The 18,550-nt window shown below is 58.0% G+C and carries 17 protein-coding genes; 9 read left to right on the top strand and 8 right to left on the bottom strand.

Annotated elements, in window-relative coordinates:
• Nucleotides 1–51: 51 nt before the first annotated feature.
• Entirely contained in the window at nt 52–831 is a 780-nt protein-coding gene (locus tag ACR0MJ_RS13090; protein ID WP_480761260.1) for a hypothetical protein, read from the bottom strand.
• 157 nt (nt 832–988) lie between these two features.
• Nucleotides 989–2,113, bottom strand: a complete 1,125-nt coding sequence (locus tag ACR0MJ_RS13085) for a beta-ketoacyl-ACP synthase III (protein ID WP_480761257.1) — start codon at nt 2,111–2,113, stop codon at nt 989–991.
• A gap of 154 nt (nt 2,114–2,267) precedes the next feature.
• On the opposite strand from ACR0MJ_RS13085, the gene ACR0MJ_RS13080 reads away from it, so the two are divergent.
• Genes ACR0MJ_RS13080 through ACR0MJ_RS13070 form a run of 3 tightly spaced genes read left to right on the top strand, consistent with a single transcriptional unit; the run spans nt 2,268 to nt 6,821 of the window.
• The gene (locus tag ACR0MJ_RS13080) at nt 2,268–2,735 is read left to right on the top strand and encodes a MarR family winged helix-turn-helix transcriptional regulator (protein ID WP_170420601.1); all 468 of its coding nucleotides are present in this window, start codon (nt 2,268–2,270) and stop codon (nt 2,733–2,735) included.
• A complete protein-coding gene (locus ACR0MJ_RS13075) occupies nt 2,732–3,769 on the top strand; it encodes an efflux RND transporter periplasmic adaptor subunit (protein ID WP_170392359.1) in 1,038 nt (345 codons plus the stop codon). Before ACR0MJ_RS13080 ends, ACR0MJ_RS13075 begins: the two co-directional genes overlap by 4 nt.
• A gap of 10 nt (nt 3,770–3,779) precedes the next feature.
• Complete coding sequence (locus ACR0MJ_RS13070; RefSeq protein ID WP_480761255.1) at nt 3,780–6,821, top strand: efflux RND transporter permease subunit; 3,042 nt, start codon at nt 3,780–3,782, stop codon at nt 6,819–6,821.
• Here ACR0MJ_RS13070 and ACR0MJ_RS13065 read toward each other — a convergent pair whose 3' ends face one another.
• Both ACR0MJ_RS13065 and carB read right to left on the bottom strand, forming a co-directional pair.
• On the bottom strand, nt 6,822–7,232 hold the full coding sequence (locus ACR0MJ_RS13065) for a VOC family protein (protein WP_480761254.1): 411 nt from the start codon (nt 7,230–7,232) through the stop codon (nt 6,822–6,824). It abuts the gene before it with no gap.
• Between the two features lie 102 nt (nt 7,233–7,334).
• The gene (gene carB, locus ACR0MJ_RS13060) at nt 7,335–10,679 is read right to left on the bottom strand and encodes a carbamoyl-phosphate synthase large subunit (protein ID WP_480761253.1); all 3,345 of its coding nucleotides are present in this window, start codon (nt 10,677–10,679) and stop codon (nt 7,335–7,337) included.
• Between the two features lie 177 nt (nt 10,680–10,856).
• Here carB and ACR0MJ_RS13055 point away from each other — a divergent pair, with 177 nt between their 5' ends.
• From ACR0MJ_RS13055 to aspS, 4 genes are all read left to right on the top strand, one after another.
• Entirely contained in the window at nt 10,857–11,984 is a 1,128-nt protein-coding gene (locus tag ACR0MJ_RS13055; protein ID WP_480761350.1) for an aminodeoxychorismate synthase component I, read from the top strand.
• Nucleotides 11,939–12,586: an aminotransferase class IV family protein gene (locus ACR0MJ_RS13050; RefSeq protein ID WP_480761251.1), complete on the top strand. Its 648-nt coding sequence runs from the start codon at nt 11,939–11,941 to the stop codon at nt 12,584–12,586. Before ACR0MJ_RS13055 ends, ACR0MJ_RS13050 begins: the two co-directional genes overlap by 46 nt.
• Nucleotides 12,583–13,254 carry a CPBP family intramembrane glutamic endopeptidase gene (locus tag ACR0MJ_RS13045; protein ID WP_480752377.1) on the top strand — a complete coding sequence of 224 codons (672 nt, stop codon included), beginning with the start codon at nt 12,583–12,585 and terminating at the stop codon, nt 13,252–13,254. The genes ACR0MJ_RS13050 and ACR0MJ_RS13045 overlap by 4 nt, the downstream gene beginning before the upstream one ends.
• Nucleotides 13,255–13,333: 79 nt before the next feature.
• Entirely contained in the window at nt 13,334–15,109 is a 1,776-nt protein-coding gene (gene aspS, locus ACR0MJ_RS13040; RefSeq protein ID WP_480761249.1) for an aspartate--tRNA ligase, read from the top strand.
• A gap of 232 nt (nt 15,110–15,341) precedes the next feature.
• Here aspS and ACR0MJ_RS13035 read toward each other — a convergent pair whose 3' ends face one another.
• On the bottom strand, nt 15,342–16,058 hold the full coding sequence (locus tag ACR0MJ_RS13035; protein ID WP_170401760.1) for a response regulator: 717 nt from the start codon (nt 16,056–16,058) through the stop codon (nt 15,342–15,344).
• A 134-nt stretch (nt 16,059–16,192) separates the two neighbouring features.
• On the opposite strand from ACR0MJ_RS13035, the gene mce reads away from it, so the two are divergent.
• Nucleotides 16,193–16,597: a methylmalonyl-CoA epimerase gene (gene mce / locus ACR0MJ_RS13030; RefSeq protein ID WP_170420613.1), complete on the top strand. Its 405-nt coding sequence runs from the start codon at nt 16,193–16,195 to the stop codon at nt 16,595–16,597.
• 5 nt (nt 16,598–16,602) lie between these two features.
• Entirely contained in the window at nt 16,603–16,878 is a 276-nt protein-coding gene (locus tag ACR0MJ_RS13025) for a DUF1467 family protein (protein ID WP_170392343.1), read from the top strand.
• Between the two features lies 1 nt (nt 16,879).
• Here ACR0MJ_RS13025 and ACR0MJ_RS13020 read toward each other — a convergent pair whose 3' ends face one another.
• The 3 genes from ACR0MJ_RS13020 to ACR0MJ_RS13010 all read right to left on the bottom strand — a co-directional run bounded on the left by ACR0MJ_RS13020 (nt 16,880) and on the right by ACR0MJ_RS13010 (nt 18,538).
• Nucleotides 16,880–17,578, bottom strand: coding sequence for an EI24 domain-containing protein (locus ACR0MJ_RS13020; RefSeq protein ID WP_170401754.1), 699 nt, complete (start codon nt 17,576–17,578; stop codon nt 16,880–16,882).
• A complete protein-coding gene (locus ACR0MJ_RS13015) occupies nt 17,575–18,153 on the bottom strand; it encodes a nitroreductase family protein (protein WP_170512462.1) in 579 nt (192 codons plus the stop codon). Before ACR0MJ_RS13015 ends, ACR0MJ_RS13020 begins: the two co-directional genes overlap by 4 nt.
• A 136-nt stretch (nt 18,154–18,289) precedes the next feature.
• Nucleotides 18,290–18,538 (bottom strand): hypothetical protein, encoded by a 249-nt coding sequence (locus ACR0MJ_RS13010; RefSeq protein ID WP_170392337.1) that lies wholly within the window; start codon nt 18,536–18,538, stop codon nt 18,290–18,292.
• Nucleotides 18,539–18,550 lie beyond the last annotated feature (12 nt).

The raw sequence follows: 18,550 nt of genomic DNA, 5'->3' as shown, positions 1-18,550 counted from the left end.
AAAGGCGGCCCATGTGCCGCCTTTTTGTTTGTCTGCTGGGCAGATTAATATTCAGCGTTCATCATTGTTGGCGTTCTTGCCGCGCCCGGGGCTTGCCCCCTCTGGTCCGTTGCCGCCACCGTTATTGCCTTTGGCACCGCCTTTGCCTGGCTTGTCACCACCGTCGTGGCCACCTTTACCACCGCCTTTGCCGGGCTTATCACCACCGCCGTGACCGCCTTTACCACCGCCTTTGCCGGGCTTGTCACCACCGCCGTGACCGCCTTTGCCGCCGCCTTTGCCGGGTTTGTCACCACCGCCGTGACCGCCTTTGCCGCCGCCTTTGCCGGGTTTGTCACCTCCGCCGTGGCCACCTTTGCCACCGCCCTTACCGCCGCCATCGCCAGGACTGCTTCCACCATCACCCGGATCACCGTTGCCGCCGGAACTCCCGTCGCTGTTGCCTGAGCTACCGCCGCCGTTGCCCGAGCTTCCGTTTTCACTCGAGCCAACGGAATTGGAGGATGGATCTCTGCTGCGCTCTTCACCGGCATTGGTGTTGGAAATCGACGCAGTGGGCAGATCGCTCAACAACTGAGTCAGACCGGGGCATTGCGCCGAAGTGTTCTGCAGGATCGAAGCAAAATCAGATCGTTTTTGCAGATGTGATACAAACCCTCGCGTGACCTGCGAACAGCCGCAGAGCGTGTCAAAATCGCCTTCATTGGCGGCAACACGCGCGGTGTTGACCGTGCAGGTTTGCGGTTCTGCGATTGCCGCGCCGGTCGCCATGACCCCAATGAAAGGTGCGGCGACCAAGGCGGCCAGTCCAACGCGAGTATTATTTCCCATAACAGCGGGCTCCCATAACTACATCACTCGGATGCACAGGGCATCCGGATCTTGATGTGTCGGTCAGAGATGAAGGAGCGGTTGAGCCCGTCTGAATAATTCTTGAGAAAGCGGTTTGGTCTTGCAGCGATTCCAGCAGCGCAGTTAAGGCGCGCGCTTATTGATGCCGTTTGACGATCACAGAACCCACCGAATACCCGGCTCCGAACGAGCAAATCAGGCCCACATCGCCCGCATCCAGATCATCGGAATGCTTTGAGAAGGCGATAATCGACCCGGCGGATGAGGTATTGGCGTAGTCTTGCAGAATGTTGGGTTGCTCACCCGGTTCTGGCTCACGCCCCAGAACCTTCTTACCGATGAAGTCGTTCATCGTCTTGTTGGCCTGATGCAGCCAGAGGCGTTTTAGATCATCACTACTGATGCCCTCTGCCTCCATATGGTCACTGATATGTTTACTGACCATGGGCAGGACCTCTTTGAACACCTTGCGACCATTCTGCATGAACTGCATGTCGCGGCGATCCACCAGACCATCGGGGCGCGATCGGCGGAGGAAGCCGTTATTGTTGCGGATATTGTTGGAAAACGCAGTTGCGCACCGGGTCGAGACAATCTCGAAATGTGGGCCTTGGGCGTCTTCGATCCGCTCGATCAGCGTCGCGGTCGCGACATCGCCAAATATGAAATGGCAATCCCGGTCGCGCCACTCGAGATGACCCGAGCAGATCTCGGGGTTGACGACCAGCGCCGCCCGGACCGAGCCCGAGCGCACCATATCCGCCGCCGCCTGAATGCCGAATGTGGCCGAGGAACAGGCCACGTTCATGTCAAACCCGAATCCGCTGATCCCCAATGCCTGCTGAATCTCGATCGCAATTGCAGGATAAGCACGTTCATGGTTCGAAGCGGCGCAGATCACCAAATCGACATCCTCGGCGCTGCGCCCCGCTTGTGCTAGCGCCTTAAGGCACGCATCCACCGCCATCTCGGTCATGATCCCAGGCTCGTCGTCGCAACGCTGGCGCAGCGCGGGATGCATGATCTCGGGGTTCAAAACACCGGTCTTGTCCATCACGTACCGGTTCTCGATCCCTGAGGCCTTCAGGATGAACTCTTCCGAGGAATGCTGCATCGGTTCCATGTCGCCCGCTGCAATCGCATCCGCGTTTTCGACGTTCATCCGGTCGGCATAGGCATTGAACGCTTCCACCAGTTCAGCGTTGGTGATTATGTTTTCTGGTGTAAAGACACCGGTCCCGGTGATGGCAGGAGTGTACATGGCTGGCCCTGAGTTCATGATCTGCACAAAATGCAGTCCCTATTAGTATTGATCAAGATGTGTTGACCCAAGGGAATGTATCGCCTCTCGCTTCATAACTTGAATAGTTCAAAATTCGAAGTATATTTCGCCGCGACTCGCACGGAAAAGATTCATGTCAGACGATATCAGTATGCGGTTAGGACGCCTCAGCCCTGAGATTCAGGCGATGATGGGGGTCTACGCGCTTTATTGGAAACTGGAAGAGAGCTTTGACAGCATCGAAACAGACCTGAGCCATCAGGAATGCCACATGCTAATCAAGCTCGATGTGCCCAAACGTATGGGAGTGCTGGCCGCAGATATGTTGACAGTGCCGTCAACGATTACGGCGACCGCCGATGCACTTGAACTGGCGGGGCACCTGACCCGACAGCGTGATCCCGAAGACCGTCGCGCCTGGCTTTTGGTGCTGACCGAACAGGGCGAAGAGGCCCGCAATATGCTGGTGGCCGTGGCGGGTGAGCTTTTCCACAGCGCATCGGGTCTGAACACCGAAGAAACCGCCGAGTTCGCACGGCTGGCTCACAAAATCCGTGACAACATTCTGAAAACCGGAATTCCCGAGGGATTGACGAAATGAAACTCCTGACCTCTGTATGCCTCGCACTGTCCTTGTTGACTGCGCCTGCCATGGCGCAAGAGCCTGCCAAGCCTGTGAAACTGATGCAGGTAAGCGAAACCTCTCCCGGCTTTTCGCGCCAATTCTTTGGTCGGATCGCCGCTCGTCAGACCGTTGATCTGGCGTTTCAGGTCGCAGGGCAGATCGTTGAGATGCCTGTGACCGAAGGCTTTGTAATCCCAAAGGGTGAGTTGATTGCCCGCCTCGATCAGGAACCGTTCGAACTGCAGCGCGACCGGACGCGCTTGCAAAAAGATCAGGCGGATCGAACACTTGCCCGCCTGTCGCGTCTGCGTGGAACCGCAGCCAGCCAGGTTGCCGTCGATGATGCCGAAACAGCTGCGCAACTGGCTGCGATTGCGGTTCGAGATGCAGAATATGAGTTGGAACATGCGACGCTGACCGCTCCGTTCGACGCGCTGGTTTCAAGCCGTGCAGTTGAGGCGTTTACAACTGTTTCTGCGGGTACTCCGATCGTGCGGATTCACGATATGTCTGAACTGCGTATCGAGGTGGATGTGCCCGAAATCCTATTTCAGCGGTCCGGACAGCAGGACGACATCACGATTACTGCCAAGTTCCCTGTCAGCGACGAGATCTTTCCGCTGGAAATAAGGGAATTCGATGCTGAATCTTCAAGCGTGGGCCAGACCTTTCGCATCCAGTTCGGTTTGACACCGCCCGAGGGATTGCAGATTCTTCCCGGTTCATCCGTGACCGTCACCGTGCAGGTGCAGGATGAACGCACCGGTATCATCATCCCGCCAACGGCTGTAGTTGCTGATGCCAGCGGCGCGCTGGGCGTTCTGGTCTTCTCGCCGGCTGGCGCCGACGAAGGCACCGTCCGCCGGGTTCCCGTGACTGTTGAACCTACGCAGAGCGGCGATGTCCGCGTGCTCACCGGCCTGATGGATGGAGACGAAATCGTCGTCGCCGGTGGGGGTGCATTGTCCGATGGTCAAACTGTCCGCCGCTTTGTCGGCTTCTCGAACTGAGGGCGGTTTCATGAGCATCGCACGCGCTTCGATCGACCGGCCTCTCTATACGTGGCTGTTCATCCTGATCGCCCTGTTCGGCGGCATTTGGGGTTTCACGTCGCTAGGTCGCCTTGAAGACCCGGCCTTCACCATCAAACAGGCGGTGATCGCCACGCAATATCCCGGTGCGACTGCCGAACAGGTGGCGCTGGAGGTGTCAGAACCGTTGGAATCTGCCATTCAGCAGATGGGCGAGGTGGATGTCATCACCTCGGTCAACCAGCCGGGACAGTCGCTGATCGAGGTTGAGATTAAATCCACCTATGACGGCAGTGAGTTGCCCGACATCTGGACCCGTCTGCGCGCCAAGGTGCGCGATGCAGCACGCGGTCTGCCTTCGGGCGTGGGTGCGCCTTATGTGAATGACGGGTTCGGGGATGTGTTTGGCCTGTTCTATGCCGTTACGGCAGACGGGTTTTCTGACGCCGAGAAGCACGAACTGGCGACCTTCCTTCGCCGCGAATTGCTGACGGTAAGCGGTGTTGCAGATGTCGAGGTTCAGGGCTTGCCGGATGAGGCGATCTTTATTGAGCCGGACCTGTCGATCTCGGTCAATCAGAACGTCCCGCTGCAGGCGATCAACGAAGCTATCGCAAACGCGGACTCGGTCAACGCCTCGGGTTCGCTGCGATCCAATAGTGACCGCACCACGATCTTGACGGCCGAGGGCTCGGACAGCGTGTCGGCGATCGCCGGCCTGTCGGTTGGATCGCAGGGGCAGGTGATCAATCTGTTTGATATGTCAGATGTCTATCGCGGGCGGCAGAATGATCCCGATATCATGATCCGATTCAACGGCGCTGAAGCTTTCACGCTGGGTATCGCTGGGCTGGCCACTGAAAACATCGTCGAAGTCGGGCAGCGTGCAGATGCCAAACTGGCCGAACTGGATTCCGAAATCCCCTTTGGTGTCGAAATCCTGCCCATCTATCAGCAGCATGTTGTTGTCGATGAGGCCTCGAACGCCTTCCTGCTGAACCTCGCCATGTCAGTCAGCATCGTGGTCGCGGTTCTGGGCATTTTCATGGGCTGGCGCGCGGCCATCGTCGTGGGTTCCACACTGTTGCTGACCGTTGTGGGTACTTTGCTCTTCATGTCGATGTTCTCGATCGAGATGGAACGGATCTCGCTGGGCGCTCTGATCATCGCCATGGGGATGCTGGTCGACAACGCCATCGTGGTGGCCGAAGGAATGCAGATTTCGATGTTGCGGGGAAAATCCTCGCGCGATGCTGCGGAAGAGGTTGCGTCAAAAACGCAGATCCCACTTCTGGGCGCGACGGTGATCGGGATCATGGCTTTCGCCGGGATCGGGCTCAGTCCTGACGCGACCGGGGAGTTCCTGTTCTCGTTATTTGCCGTGATCGGCATTTCACTACTGCTGAGCTGGGTTCTGGCGATCACGGTGACACCTTTGCTCGGACACTATTTCTTCAAGCAGGGCAAAGAGGGTGAGGTGGATGCCTATGGCGGCATCCTGTTCCGCGTCTACGGTGCAATCCTGAACTGGGCGCTTCGGTTCCGATGGCTGGTAATGGCCGGGTTGATCGGGGTCACAGTCGTCTGTTTTGCGGGCTTTGGACTGATGAAACAGCAATTCTTCCCAAACTCGAACACGCCGTTGTTCTTCGTGCACTACAAGCTGCCACAAGGCACGCCGATCGCCCGCACGGCGGAAGATATGGCCGTATTCGAGGGCTGGCTGGCCGAACGTGATGACGTCGTCTCGGTTGCCACATTCGTCGGGCAGGGGGCCACGCGGTTCATGTTGACCTACGCTGCCGAGAAGCCAAACCCAAGCTATGGACATATGATCATCCGCACCGAGGCTTTGGACGATATTCCTGCCTTGCAAGCCGATCTTGAGGAGTTCGGTTCGGCCCAGTTCCCCGAAGGCGAGTTCCGCACCAAACGCCTGATTTTTGGTCCCGGTGGCGGCGATCCAATCCAGGCTCGGTTCTCGGGTAGTGATCCGGTTGTCCTGCGTCAACTGGCCGAAGAAGCGGTACAGCGCATGTCAGCCGCATCTCCGAATGCGCTACATGTGCATCACGACTGGCGTGAGCAGGAATTGGCCGTGCAGCCGATCTATGCCACGGAGCGCGCCCAAACAGCAGGCGTATCGCGCGAAGACATTGCAGCTACGTTGCAGTTTTCGACCGATGGCATCACGGGCGGCGTTTTGCGCGAGCGCGACCGCCAGATCCCGATCATCTTGCGCCGTCCGGCGGATGGGGACTATTCGATCGTCGATCAGGTGGTTTACTCCGATCAGTCGGAACGTTTCGTTCCAATCGAGCAGATGGTGGATGGCTTCGACTACAAGGCGCTCAATACGTTGGTTCACCGCCGTGACCGGGTGTTGACCATCACGGTTGGAGCGGACATCCCCCCTGACATGACCGCCGCGCAGGTCCACTCCGAAGTACGCAGTGCCATTGAAGCGATGGAACTGCCGATCGGCTATCGTATGGAATGGGGGGGCGAGTTCGAGGATTCAGGCGACGCGCAGGCCAGCCTTGGGCGGCAGTTGCCGCTGAGCTTGCTGATTATGGTGTTGATTTCCGTATTGCTGTTCAATGCTATCCGGCAACCGGTCATTATCTGGCTATTGGTCCCGATGTCTGTAAATGGCGTGGTTATCGGTCTGCTTGGAACAGGTCTGCCCTTCACCTTCACAGCGCTATTGGGGCTGTTAAGTCTGTCAGGGATGCTGATCAAGAACGGCATCGTACTGGTCGAAGAAATCGACCTGGTCCGCGCTACTGGTAAAGCCCTGCGTCCTGCGATTGTTGAAGCCTCTGTCTCGCGTCTGCGCCCGGTAATGTTGGCGGCGATCACGACGATTCTGGGTATGGCACCGCTTCTGACGGATGCGTTCTTTGTATCCATGGCAGTCACAATCATGGGCGGTCTGGCCTTTGCCACGATCCTGACCATGGTTGCCGCACCTGTCTTCTACATGTTGTTTTTCAACCGTGAAGAAAAGCGACGTCTGACTGCTGGTTGATCAACCGCCCGCATCCTCCTTTGGATCATAATGGTAGTAAAAACAGGATAGCTTGTTGCCATCGGGGTCGCGCAGATAGGCCACATAGAATCCGGGCTCGTAATGGGGGCGGACACCCGGTTTGCCTTCATCTGCGCCGCCGTTTTTCAAACCCGTGGCATGGAAACGCCGGACCTGATCGGCACTTCTGGCGGGAAAGGCGATCATCGTGCCATTGCCGGTACTGGCGGGGGCTCCATCAAAAGGTCTACAGATCCAAAAGCCGGTCCCGCTGTCGGGATCGGCGCCCCATCCGGCCCAACCGTCGATCCATCCGGGCAGGCGTGGCTGACCAAGAACTGCGAAGATCGCATCATAAAAGCGGATGGCCCGAGGCAGGTCGTTGCTTCCGTATGTGGTGTAGAGGTCCATGAGCACTCCTTCCCCGCCCATCATGTGGGCGATGGGCAAGGAGGGGAAGAAAAAAGACCCCGGCCGAGGCCGGGGTCCATTCATTCATACCGTTGCCGGGGCTTAGCCCTGCAGCGATTTCACCTCAACATCGCCTTCGGCCTGCGCCTTGATCGCCAGCGCGGCGGCATAGCTTGCTGCGGCTGTGGTGTAATAGGGGATCTTGTCATACAGCGCGATCGACCGGATTGATCGGCTGTCTTCCACCGCCTGTGCGCCTTCGGTCGAGTTCATGACCAGCTGCACGCCGCCGTCCTTCATCAGGTCGGTCACATCCGGGCGGCCTTCGTACACTTTGTTGACCACGCCGCACGGCACACTTTCTTCAGTCAGCCAGGTTTGTGTGCCGCGGGTCGCAACAAGCTCAAAGCCTTGCTCAACCAGAACACGCGCTGCTTCGAGCATATCCGGCCCTTTGTCAGCATCCTTGATCGAGATAAACGCACGACCTGCGCTGGGCAGCACCATACCGGCCCCCATTTGTGCTTTCAGGAAAGCGCGCGGGAAGTCGCGATCCCAGCCCATGACCTCTCCGGTCGAACGCATTTCAGGGCCCAGGATGGTGTCAACGCCGGGGAAGCGGGCGAAAGGCAAAACGGCTTCTTTCACCGAGAACCACGGCATGTCGGGATCGGCCAGCGTCATCTGGTCGGCGATTTTGGTGTCATCGACCGTTTTGTAAGGGGGGCGTTTCGGGAAATTCGCCAGTTTCTCGCCCGCCATCACCCGCGCCGCAATCGACGCAATCGCGCTGTCAGTGGCTTTGGCCACAAAAGGCACGGTGCGGCTGGCACGAGGGTTGACCTCAATCAGGTAAATCTCGTCATCCTTGATGGCGAACTGCACGTTCATCAGGCCGACGACATTCAGCGTCTTGGCCAGCTTGAACGCCTGATCCTTAATCTGTTCGATGATCTCTTTCGACAGCGAATAAGGCGGCAGCGAACAGGCCGAGTCGCCCGAGTGCACGCCGGCCTCTTCGATGTGCTGCATGATGCCTGCAACATGCACGTCGTTACCGTCGCACAGCGCGTCCACGTCCAGTTCGACCGCACCGGCCAGATAGCTGTCCAGAAGAACCGGGCTATCGCCCGAAACCACCACGGCCTCGTTGATGTAGCGCCGCAATTGATCCATGTCGCGCACGATTTCCATCGCGCGGCCGCCCAGAACATAGGAGGGGCGGATGACCAGCGGGAAGCCGATATCTTCGGCAATCTCCAGCGCCTTTTCGTCGGTCGAGGCGATGCCGTTCTTGGGCTGCTTCAGGCCCAGTTCATTGACCAGCGCCTGGAAACGCTCACGATCTTCGGCGAGGTCGATCGCGTCGGGCGTGGTACCGAGGATCGGGATACCTTCAGCCTCCAACGCATTGGCCAGTTTCAGCGGGGTCTGCCCGCCAAACTGAACGATCACTCCATGCAGCGTACCGGCTTCCTGTTCCTTCGTAAGGATTTCCATGACGTGTTCGAAGGTCAGCGGCTCGAAATACAAACGGTCCGAGGTGTCATAGTCCGTTGAGACCGTTTCGGGGTTGCAGTTGACCATGATCGTTTCATAGCCCGCCTCGGTCAGCGCGAAACAGGCGTGACAGCAGCAGTAGTCGAATTCGATGCCTTGACCGATCCTATTCGGGCCACCGCCTAGGATGACGACCTTTTTGCGGTCGCTTGGACGCGCCTCGCATTCGACCTCACCCATCATCGGGGCTTCGTAGGTCGAGTACATATAGGGGGTCTGCGCCTCAAATTCCGCAGCGCAGGTATCGATGCGTTTGAAGACGGCATTCACACCCAGATTGCGGCGGGCGCGGCGAACATTGTCTTCGTCGCGGCCGGTCAGGTTGCCCAGACGCGCGTCGGTGAAGCCCAGCATTTTCAGCTTGCGGATACCGTCCTCGGTCACCGGCAGGCCGTCTTTACGAACCTGACGCTCGGCCTCAATGATCTCGCGGATACGGGCAAGGAACCACGGGTCGAACTTGGTGACGCCGAAAATTTCATCGTCCGTCAATCCGTGACGCATGGCTTGGGCGATGGTGCGCAGACGATCAGGTGTCTGCTGGCTAATCGCCTTGATCACGGCGGCCTTGTCGTCGGCTTCGTCCCAGACACCCACGTTCAGGCCGGGAATTTCAACTTCGTCAAAGCCGGTCAGGCCCGATTCCATCGACGCCAGTGCCTTTTGCATCGATTCGTGAATGGTGCGGCCGATGGACATTGCCTCACCCACCGACTTCATCGCGGTGGTCAGGTAGGGTTCGGAACCGGGGAATTTCTCAAAGGCGAATTTCGGGATTTTGGTGACAACATAGTCGATGGTCGGCTCGAACGAGGCCGGGGTGACCTTTGTGATGTCGTTGTCCAATTCGTCCAGCGTGTAGCCCACGGCAAGTTTTGCCGCGATCTTGGCAATCGGGAAACCGGTCGCTTTTGAGGCCAGCGCAGATGAGCGGGACACACGCGGGTTCATCTCGATCACGACCATGCGCCCATCAACCGGGTTGATCGCCCATTGCACGTTCGATCCACCGGTTTCGACGCCGATCTCGCGCAGCACGGCAATCGAGTGATTGCGCATGATCTGGTATTCTTTGTCGGTCAGCGTCAGGGCAGGGGCCACGGTGATCGAGTCACCGGTATGCACGCCCATTGGATCGACGTTCTCGATCGAACACACGATGATAGCGTTGTCAGCGGTGTCGCGCACCACTTCCATCTCGTATTCTTTCCAGCCCAACAGGCTCTCGTCGATCAGGATCTGACCCACGGGCGAGGCATCCATGCCCGAGCGGCAAATATGGATATAATCCTCGCGGTTATAGGCGACACCACCGCCAGTGCCACCTAGGGTAAAGGCAGGGCGGATGATGGCGGGCAGGCCCACTGTCTCCAGCGTCTCCAGCGCCAGAGCGACACCGGCGTCCAGATCTTTCTTACCGCTTTCGTCCTTGGGGGCGGTCACGATTTCGGCCTTGGGATTTTCGATGCCCAGCCGATCCATCGCCTCGCGGAACAGGGCGCGGTCTTCGGCCATTTCGATGGCGTCGCGCTTGGCGCCGATCATCTCGACACCGAACTTGTCCAGCACGCCCATCTCTTCCAGCGCCAGCGAGGTGTTCAGGCCGGTCTGTCCGCCCATGGTGGGCAGCAGGGCATCGGGGCGTTCTTTTTCGATGATCTTGGCGACAACTTCAGGTGTGATCGGCTCGATATACGTGGCATCTGCCAGACCGGGGTCGGTCATGATCGTCGCAGGGTTCGAGTTCACCAGAATGACCCGGTAGCCTTCCTCGCGCAGCGCCTTGCAGGCCTGAGCGCCCGAATAGTCGAACTCGCACGCTTGGCCGATAACAATGGGGCCCGCCCCGATAATCATGATCGACTGGATGTCGGTTCTTCTCGGCATGGCCTTGTTCCTTCGATTGTCCGCGAGTCAGGGCACCGCCCCAGCGCCCAAATTGTCCTGCGTTATAGGGACCGCGCGAAAAGGTGCAAGAGGTATCGGAAACGGGTTTGAAATTGCCGCTTTCCCCTCTTTCCCTTGGCGCGCTATTCTCTATACCGCGCAGCACGGCAAATGAGGATGCAATTGCGTATTCGTTTCGATCAAGGACCTGCCGGGCGCGGTACCCGGTTCAACAGTCCATCCCGGATCATCCGCGCGGACAACGCGGAAGAGGTGCCCCAGGCTCTGGCGGCGCTGGATCAGGCGCGCGCCGATGGGGCCTGGTTGGCGGGGTACGCAAGTTATGAACTGGGCTTTGTGCTGGAACCGCGTTTGGCAGACCGTCTGCCAGATGGACGGCGGCTACCGCTTTTGTGTTTCGGAGTGTTCGATGCGCCGGATCGCGTTGGTCTGCCAAAGGAAATGGGCGGTGTCACTGCGTTCCAGCCCCGCTGGGACGAGGCGCGATATACGCAGGCCTTCCGTACCGTGCATGACGCTATTGGTGCCGGTGACATCTATCAGGCAAATCTGACCTTCCCCATCGACCTTGAAGTCACCGGCGACAGCGCCGCACTCTATGCGACACTCGCCGCTGGTCAGCCCGTCGGTCATGGAGTCTTGGTCGAACAGGAGGGGCTGCCTGATCTGCTGAGCCGCTCGCCCGAACTGTTTTTTCGAACCGACGCCGAGGGCCGGATCGAAACGCGCCCGATGAAGGGAACCCAACCGCGCAGCGAGGACCCGGTCGAAGACGAGCGCCGCCGCGCTTTCCTGACTACGGATGAAAAGAATCGGGCCGAGAACCTGATGATCGTCGATCTGCTGCGCAACGATATCAGCCGGGTTGCGTTGGCCGGATCGGTGAAAGTGCCCGAGCTGTTCAAGATCGAGACCTATGCGACTGTCCATCAGATGGTCTCGCTTGTTCAGGCGCAATTGCATGTGGGCGTCGGGTTGTCGGATATTTTGACGGCGCTCTTCCCGTGCGGCTCGATCACCGGAGCGCCTAAGATCAGGGCGATGGAGATCCTGTCCGAATTGGAACCTTGGCCTCGCGATGTTTACTGCGGAACCATCGGCTGGGCGGCGCCGGATGGGCGGTCGGAATTCAACGTGGCCATCCGGACCCTTATGGTCGAAGACGACAAGGCGACCCTGAACGTCGGCGGCGGGCTGGTCTGGGACAGCACCGCCCCATCGGAATATGAGGAGGCGCTATGGAAAGCCCGCTTCGCCCACCAGCTGAGCCTGATTTCCGTCTGATCGAAACTTTGGCCTATAGGCCGGGGCAGGGGTTCGTTCGCCTCGACCGCCATCTGTCCCGCATGGCCCGCACAGCACAGAAGTTCGGCATTGCTTTTGACCGAACCGCCGCGCGGACGATATTGGACGCGAGTTCGGGTGAGATTGCATTGCGCTTCCGTTTGACCTTGGACGCGGATGGCAAATTTGAACTGACGTCCGGAGAATTGGCTGCCAATCCGTCGGTCTGGCGTGTGGATTTGGCCAAACAGAGACTATCATCATCGGATATCTGGCTGGGTTACAAAACGACCCGACGGGCCGTCTATGACATGGCGCGGGCGGGCTTGCCGCTAAGAGTTGATGAGCTTTTGTTTTTGAACGAACGGGATGAGCTTTGCGAGGGCACTATCACGAACCTGTTCCTGACCATGCCCGACGGCAGACGACTTACGCCCTCACTGCGATGCGGATTGCTTCCCGGGGTTTTGCGCGAGGAATTGTTGGATAATAAAGAAGTTACCGAATCCGTTCTGACCTTGACCGATCTAAAAAACGCGCAATCTATCCACTGTGGAAATTCCCTTCGCGGGCTGATCCGTGCGGAGCTTGTGGCACCTTGAGCAAAAATACCGAATGGGTGGAGACCCCTGTTACCAACTCACGCCTCAGGATTGAGTTTGTGCTCTTCTTTGTGGCGGTTCCCATAGCCATCGCGACAATGTTCCCGCCAAACTGGATGTTCCCCTCGCTTTTTGCGTTTACCGGACTGGGCATACTGCTGCTGCAAGATACGCCCGGTTTTTCCTGGGCGGAGCTTCGGTATGGCTGGCGAAACTGGTCGTGGACCGAAGTCTTTGTATTTACCCTGTTCATGGCTGCCTTCTGTTCCGCCCTGGTGCTGTGGGCGCGACCGGATGCAGCCTTTGTTTTGCTGCTGCATCGGCCAGAGATGTTGATATTCATCTGTATCGGCTACCCGTTGTTGTCCGCTCTGCCACAAGAGCTGCTTTTTCGCTCTCTCTTTTTCCGACGCTATCACGCGATCCTACCTGAAGGGCGGGCCGCATACCTTTTGAACGCTGGCCTGTTTTCGCTTGCGCACCTCATGTACTGGAGCTGGGTCGTAGCCATCATGACTTTCGTCGGAGGCCTCCTGTTCACCTGGGCTTACCGCAAGCGCGGATCATTCTTTTATGCAGTTCTTCTGCACGCAATTGCCGGTAATATTATCTTTGCAGCAGGGCTGGGCGTCTATTTCTACTCGGGCAACGTGCAAAGGCCGTTTTGACGGCGCGACCCGCCTTGACTTTCCAAGCCTGACGGGGTGTATCGGCGCGACGAATTCTGCGCCCGAAGGGATATGATCCATGCACGCCTATCGCAGCCACACCTGCGCCGCTCTGACCGCCGCCAATGTCGGTGAAACCGTCCGCCTGTCCGGTTGGGTGCATCGTGTCCGAGATCACGGCGGCGTACTGTTCATCGACCTGCGCGACCATTTCGGTGTGACCCAGGTTTTGTGCGACGGCGATAGTGCGGCATTTGCTGAACTGGAAAAGGTACGGTCCGAGTGGTGCATCCGCATCGACGGCACTGTCAAAGCCCGCGACGCTGATCTCATTAACCCGAAATTGCCGACAGGCGAGATCGAGGTATATGTGCGTGAGCTGGAGGTTCTTGGTGCTGCCGACGAATTGCCGTTGATGGTGTTCGGCGATCAGGAATACCCCGAGGAAACACGTCTGCGCTATCGCTACCTCGACCTAAGACGCGAGGCGATGCAGCAAAACATGACCCTTCGCTCGGACGTTGTCGCATCTATGCGCCGCCGGATGTGGGATCAGGGATTCCGTGAATATCAAACACCGATCATTACCGCATCGTCGCCCGAAGGCGCACGCGACTTTCTGGTCCCCTCGCGACTACATCCGGGCAAGTTCTACGCCCTACCGCAGGCCCCGCAGCAATTCAAACAGCTGATCATGGTGTCGGGCTTCGACAAGTATTTCCAGATTGCACCCTGCTTCCGCGATGAAGACCCGCGTGCAGACCGATCGCCCACCGATTTCTATCAACTCGATCTAGAGATGTCGTTTGTCGAGCAGCAGGATGTGTTCGACACCATCCAGCCCGTGCTGACCGGTGTGTTTGAAGAGTTCGGGGGCGGGCGCAAGGTCGATCAGGAGTGGCCGCAGATTTCCTACAAGGACTCAGCCCTATGGTACGGCACCGACAAGCCTGACCTGCGGAACCCCATTAAGATGCAAGTGGTCTCTGACCACTTCCGCGGTTCTGGCTTCGCGATTTTCGCGAAGCTGTTGGAGCAGGAAGGCACCGAAATCCGCGCTATCCCAGCGCCGAGCGGTGGCAGCCGCAAATTCTGTGACCGTATGAACGCATTTGCCCAGAAAGAAGGTCTACCCGGCATGGGCTACATCTTCTGGCGTGATCAGGGCGAGGGTATGGAGGCCGCAGGTCCACTGGCCAAGAACATCGGCCCCGAACGCACCGAGGCGATCCGTCAGCAATTGGGTCTGGGCGTCGGTGATGCCGCGTTCTTCCTGGGTGGTAAGCCAAAAGCCTTTGAAAAGGTGGCCGGAAAGGCCCGTGACGTGATCGGAGATGAACTGAATCTCACCGAGAAAGACCGCTTTGCCTTTGCCTGGATCGTCGATTTCCCGATCTACGAGCAGGACGAAGAAACCGGTGCGATTGATTTCGAACACAACCCCTTCTCGATGCCGCAGGGCGGGATGGACGCTTTGCAGGGCAACCCTCTGGACGTACGCGGGTACCAATATGATCTGGCCTGTAACGGCTACGAATTGGTTTCGGGTGCCATCCGGAACCACAAACCCGAGATCATGCTGAAAGCCTTTGAACTGGCGGGCTATGGTGAAGACGAAGTGAAGTCCCGCTTTGGCGCACTGTTCAATGCCTTCCACTACGGCGCCCCGCCGCACGGCGGCTGTGCCGCAGGTATCGACCGGGTCGTGATGCTGCTGGCGGATGAGGCCAACATCCGCGAGGTCATGATGTTCCCGATGAACCAGCGCGCCGAAGACCTGATGATGGATGCGCCATCCGATCCGACCTCGGATCAGTTGATGGAACTGGGTCTCAGGATCATCCCGCAAGACTAAATCTAGCCGCCCGCCCTGAGCGGGCGGTTTACGTTTGGGGCAGTGCAATACAATCGGTGTATTCGCCGCGCCACGCAAATCTGAGTTGCGTGGTGGTCTCAAAACAAGCTCAACTCAATCCAGTGGATTTGCGGCATCCCGACGATTGCGGATGCTCCTGGCCGTCTGTCGTGTCAGGCGGTAGACCCAGATGCAAAGGATCGATGCGGTAATAAAGTACGCGGTCAGCATCTCAGATCGCCTCTTGCCGCTCGAGCCGATCCTGAACCAGACCCGCAATCCGTGCAGCCTGGGCGGTGACCGGTGTCCCCTGCGCACGAGATTGGGCAAGGTCCCGGGCTGCTTCGGCAAGCACAGTATCTTCGGCGTCTCGCGCAACGCTTTGCAGGAATTGTACCGCATAATCCAACGTGCGCTGATCAGTGGGGCCGGTAAGCACGTCGGCGATATGGGCCATGTCGTCCCGATAGGCCAGCGGATCGGGCTGAACGATATTATCCCTGACGGAATCCAGACCTCCTGGGCGGCGATCTTCGGGCAGAAGTTCAAGTATGGAGGTCTGGAAATAAGCGACCGAGGTCAGGGGTTTGGCCAGAAACCCATCTGCACCTGCGCGTCTGGCGATAACCTGCATGCTGTCATCGCCAGACAGCCCGAGAATGACACCGATGCGGGGTACAGCGTGGGTCATTTCGGCTATCAGGTCAGCGCCGGACCCGTCAGGAAGACCCATATCGACGATCAGGACCGAGGGACGATAGATTTGCAGATGGCGCCGCGCTGATTTCAGACAATCCGCACGACGGATACGCGCACCGCTATGCAAGCACATCAATCGTATTGCATCGCACGCATAGCGGCTGTCTTCGACCACAAGGATTGTTTGGCCCAGCAGCGGTCGCATCTTGGTGGCCAGCGCTGGAGAGGCGAAAGGTCCCGAATCGTCCATGGCAGAACTCCTGTTTAGCAGATGCCTCACGCTAGGAACTTCTGGCTAATACAGGGTTAACGACGATTTGGCGCACTTGTCCTTTGGGTATACTGCCCCCATAACCGCTGCAACGCAGAAGGAAGGAGAGTCCCATGATTGGTCGCCTGAACCACGTAGCCATTGCTGTTCCCGACCTAGAGGCCGCATCGGCCCAGTATCGCAATGCGCTTGGCGCCAAAGTCGGCGCTCCACAGGATGAGCCGGATCATGGGGTCACCGTGGTCTTTATTGAACTACCCAACACCAAGATCGAATTGCTGTATCCGCTGGGTGAGAACAGCCCGATCAACGGGTTTCTGGAAAAGAACCCATCAGGCGGCATCCACCATGTCTGCTATGAGGTCGAGGATATCATCGTAGCACGCGATCATCTGAAAGAGACCGGCGCGCGCGTTCTGGGATCGGGTGAACCCAAGATCGGGGCGCATGGCAAACCGGTGTTGTTCCTGCACCCGAAGGATTTCAACGGCTGCCTCGTTGAGCTGGAGCAGGTCTGAAGTCGATGACCATTACCGCCGCTCTGGTTCTTTTCGCTGTAATTTGGTTTCTGACCTTGCTGATTGTTCTGCCTGTGCGCATCAAAACGCAGGGGGATCTGGGGGATATTGTTCCGGGCACTCATGCGGGTGCGCCGGAAGTCCATCACATGAAGAAGAAGCTGTGGATTACCACCGGGATATCGGTGGTGCTGTGGGCGATCATTGCCGGCATCATTATCTCCGGCGTAATCAGCGTGCGCGATTTCGATTGGCTGAACCAACTGGAACCGCGCGAGTAGCTCAGGTTCGGCTACCCGACAGACCGTGATAAATGTGCGTGAAGGTCGCCGCTCCTAGGATCGGGATCAACAGGTTGACCAATGGCACAGAGAGCGGGACCGCCATAAGAATACCGGCGACCCAAATGGTTGTCGCGTGCTTCGCGCGCAGCTTTCGCGCCCCCTCGCGCCCCAGTCGGCGCATCGCAGCCAGGGTGAAATATTCTCTCCCCAGAAGAAACCCGTTCATACCCCAAAAGATAAACAACGCGAATGGCGTGAAGAGTGCATAGAGGATCAATGCCAACAGGTTGGCAACAATCAGTACACCCAGAAAACTGAGCGTATCCCTTAGCGCATCGCCAAAGGGGATGCGCTGAGCCGGCGGCAGACCGGGGTAATGCTTATCCTCAACCGCCTGTGCGACCTCATCCAGAAACATCGAGGTGATGGCTGACGCAACGGGGACCATCAGAAACACCGACAGCACCATCATCAGCAGGAATGATGACACGCTGAGCAGGTCGTTCAACCATGTCACCTCACCCAGTATTGGCAATGTGGCCTGATCGCCGACCAGCGCGTTGATCAGCCACAAAAAGCCGGCATAGGCAGCCACCAGTAGCGCGAAGGTCAGGCCAACACCCAACAGAAGTACCTTGCGGAATCTTGGGTCACCGATCTGTCCCAGCGCCTGTAGAAACGACTGGATGATGATCATTCGGAAACCCATTGGGTTAGTGCCGCCACATTGGGGCGCGGTCGTTCGGGCGGGGTCGTACCTTCGGTTGCGATATGGATAAAGCCTGCAATCTTCTCGTTTTCGGCCAAGCCAAGCCCCTGTTCGCAAAACTCGCGATCATGCGATTGCCAGCCGGACAACCAATTGGCCCCCCAACCTGCGGCCAGCGCTGCGTTCAGCAGAGCCAGACATACCGCACCCGCTGAATAGGTCTGTTCAATTGCCGGTATCTTGTCAGAAGGTTTCTGCACCTCAATAACAGCAACCGCCAAATGGCCCATTTCGAATTGGCTGCGCGCCTTGGCGATATCTTCGGGCGATTTTCCCAAGGCGAGACCACAAGTTTCTGTAAGATCTGCAAGGCGTTGCATGGCCCCATGCTCGACAACAACAAAACGCCAGGGTTCCAGCTTTCCATGGTCCGGGCTGCGCGCTGCAGCAGTCAGCAGCGGCCTCAGCTCTTCCCGGGTCGGGGCCGGGGATACGAGCGTTTTGGCCGGACGAGACCGGCGCGCGTGCAGAAAATCCAGCGCAGCTTGGTTCTTCAGGGTCATATGTTAACTTCCTTCACATGGCAGTCTGTATGTCGGAGGCATACTGTTCTCTTTCAAGGGCAAACTGCTCATCAAAAGGCGACAAATTCAATCTGAATTGCTGCTTGTGATCAGACGCAAGATCCAAAAGGAACCACTAGTCTTTGGTGCTCTCGGACTCACGTATCTGATAAACGCCCTCGGGCAAATCCAGCGCAGCGGCCAGATCGCGTACCTGCTCTGGTGATAGGGTAATCTTCTGAATCTGATCGGTCCGCGGGTCCAACTGCTCGAGCGTGACGCATTCAGCGAAGTTGTTGATGACGACATCCTCTTGCAAAGGCTTTGCGCCTTCGTCCACCAGCGTAATCACCGTCGAGTCGAATTCGTGTTCAATTGAAAACATATGTGCAGAGTG

It is taken from the genome of Ruegeria sp. C6, assembly GCF_056537625.1.
Note: the sequence above shows the minus strand (reverse complement) of the source record. Positions and strands in the feature narration are given on the sequence as shown.

Bases quoted from the DNA above. Each gene is read 5' to 3' on its own strand.
- ACR0MJ_RS13065 (WP_480761254.1), bottom strand. From the start codon at position 7,232: ATGGACCTCTACACCACATACGGAAGCAACGACCTGCCTCGGGCCATC.
- ACR0MJ_RS13055 (WP_480761350.1), top strand. From the start codon at position 10,857: ATGCAATTGCGTATTCGTTTCGATCAAGGACCTGCCGGGCGCGGTACC.
- ACR0MJ_RS13025 (WP_170392343.1), top strand. From the start codon at position 16,603: ATGACCATTACCGCCGCTCTGGTTCTTTTCGCTGTAATTTGGTTTCTG.
- ACR0MJ_RS13010 (WP_170392337.1), bottom strand. From the start codon at position 18,538: ATGTTTTCAATTGAACACGAATTCGACTCGACGGTGATTACGCTGGTG.
- ACR0MJ_RS13085 (WP_480761257.1), bottom strand. From the start codon at position 2,113: ATGTACACTCCTGCCATCACCGGGACCGGTGTCTTTACACCAGAAAAC.
- ACR0MJ_RS13075 (WP_170392359.1), top strand. From the start codon at position 2,732: ATGAAACTCCTGACCTCTGTATGCCTCGCACTGTCCTTGTTGACTGCG.
- ACR0MJ_RS13070 (WP_480761255.1), top strand. From the start codon at position 3,780: ATGAGCATCGCACGCGCTTCGATCGACCGGCCTCTCTATACGTGGCTG.
- mce (WP_170420613.1), top strand. From the start codon at position 16,193: ATGATTGGTCGCCTGAACCACGTAGCCATTGCTGTTCCCGACCTAGAG.
- aspS (WP_480761249.1), top strand. From the start codon at position 13,334: ATGCACGCCTATCGCAGCCACACCTGCGCCGCTCTGACCGCCGCCAAT.
- ACR0MJ_RS13090 (WP_480761260.1), bottom strand. From the start codon at position 831: ATGGGAAATAATACTCGCGTTGGACTGGCCGCCTTGGTCGCCGCACCT.
- carB (WP_480761253.1), bottom strand. From the start codon at position 10,679: ATGCCGAGAAGAACCGACATCCAGTCGATCATGATTATCGGGGCGGGC.
- ACR0MJ_RS13050 (WP_480761251.1), top strand. From the start codon at position 11,939: ATGGAAAGCCCGCTTCGCCCACCAGCTGAGCCTGATTTCCGTCTGATC.
- ACR0MJ_RS13080 (WP_170420601.1), top strand. From the start codon at position 2,268: ATGTCAGACGATATCAGTATGCGGTTAGGACGCCTCAGCCCTGAGATT.
- ACR0MJ_RS13035 (WP_170401760.1), bottom strand. From the start codon at position 16,058: ATGGACGATTCGGGACCTTTCGCCTCTCCAGCGCTGGCCACCAAGATG.
- ACR0MJ_RS13015 (WP_170512462.1), bottom strand. From the start codon at position 18,153: ATGACCCTGAAGAACCAAGCTGCGCTGGATTTTCTGCACGCGCGCCGG.
- ACR0MJ_RS13020 (WP_170401754.1), bottom strand. From the start codon at position 17,578: ATGATCATCATCCAGTCGTTTCTACAGGCGCTGGGACAGATCGGTGAC.